Genomic DNA, 1,642 nt, shown 5'->3' with positions numbered 1-1,642 from the left:
GAAAAATCTCCGCTTCGTATTATAAGGTCAGCCAGATATTTCTGGTTGACCTTTTTTTATATGGTTTTATTATTACGGTAGCCGGGGTAGAACGTATCTCCGCTTGGGAGGAAGATCCCGTGAAATAAACTGTTCACCCCCTACTTGCTTAAACATGATTTGGCTGGTTGGGACAACGATCCCGTATAACAAGCGAAGCTATGAAACTGCAAGAAGGACTAGGGGTTGCCGGCAAATTTAGATATTATTGGAGGGGATAGAAAAATGAATCCTGTTGTTGGACTGGATGTGGCCAAGGGCGAAAGCCAGGTACAGGCTTTCGTGGATAAAAAAAAACCTTATAAAACAAGCTTTAAAGTACCTCATACTCTAGAAGGATTGGGAATGTTAAGTAAGTTTCTTAGAGAAATAGAAGATCTTACAGGGCTAAAACCACCCATTGTTCTGGAGTCTACAGGGCATTACCATACTCCAGTCGTCCAGTATTTTGAGGAAAGAGGATACCTGCTTATTATTGTAAACCCACTCGTTTCTTATCGGGCAAAAAGCTCTTCCTTGCGGAAGGTAAAAACAGACATAATCGATGCCAGGCATCTTTGCGAGCTCTATTACAAAGAGGATCTGGAGCCTTATAAAAAGCGTGGAATTCAGATTTTGAACCTTCGCAACCTTACGAGGCAGCACGAAAGCATGACAGGTATGTATGTACAAACAAAGCTCCAATTTCAGGCGGTGCTTGATCAGGTTTTTCCAGAATATGAAGATGTTTTTGGGGACTTATATTCGGTTGTCTCCCTATTAACATTAATGGAATTCCCGACATCCAAAGAGGTATTGGAAATCGAAGAAGATACCTTAGCCAAACGAATTAATGAACTTTGTAAAAGCCGTTCAAGTAAGTGGGCACGCACACAGGCAGAGAAGCTTATCGAAGCAGCTTGTAGGAATCCATTCAAGAAAGTTTTGTATCAAAGCCATGTTGTAAGTCTGAAAATGCATATAGAGATGCTTCTGGAGTACCAAAAGCATCTATCCACAATAGAAGCAGAGATAGATGCTTTGGCTAAAGAAATGGAAGAATATAAAATCATTCAATCAATCCCTGGAATTGGTCGAAAAATCGCTGCAACGATTATTTCGGAAATCGGAGAGATTGAACGGTTTCCCCACCCTAAAAAACTTGTTGCATTTGCCGGCCTTGACCCGAGTATCTTTGAGTCTGGGAGATTCAAAGGGACAGTGAACCGGATTACAAAAAGAGGTTCAAGCAGGCTAAGACACGCTTTATATATGGCTGTACAATGTGCCATCCGTGATTGCCGGAAGAAGAAAACGCCCCCGGAATTCATCGCAAGTAATAGGAAAATGCGAGAGTTCTATGATAAAAAACGTGATGAAGGAAAGCCCTACAAGGTAGCCATAATTGCGTGTGCAAATAAGCTTTTACATTGGATTTATGCACTCTTAAAAAGCAATTCAACTTTCCAAGATATTGTCTAAAATGCAAAGCTAACCAAATAAACTAAAACCTTCCAAAATAGTTCTAATGGAAGGTTATTTGGCATGCTTATTTTTAGAATACCACACAATAAAAAGATATTTAAATGAAAAATGTTGACAAACTATTAGCTGGTTTATTTTT

At 39.7% G+C, this 1,642-nt stretch carries 1 protein-coding gene; it reads left to right on the top strand.

Going from position 1 to position 1,642, the window contains the following annotated elements:
* Positions 1-264: 264 nt before the first annotated feature.
* Positions 265-1,500, top strand: coding sequence for an IS110 family RNA-guided transposase (locus tag ACNQGS_RS28885; protein WP_491490385.1), 1,236 nt, complete (start codon positions 265-267; stop codon positions 1,498-1,500).
* Positions 1,501-1,642: the final 142 nt, after the last annotated feature.

This window comes from Neobacillus sp. PVCKKU3 (genome assembly GCF_058323225.1).
This window is presented reverse-complemented; position numbering and strand designations above follow the sequence as displayed.

Coding starts and splice junctions, on each gene's coding strand:
- ACNQGS_RS28885 (WP_491490385.1), top strand. CDS start 265: ATGAATCCTGTTGTTGGACTGGATGTGGCCAAGGGCGAAAGCCAGGTA.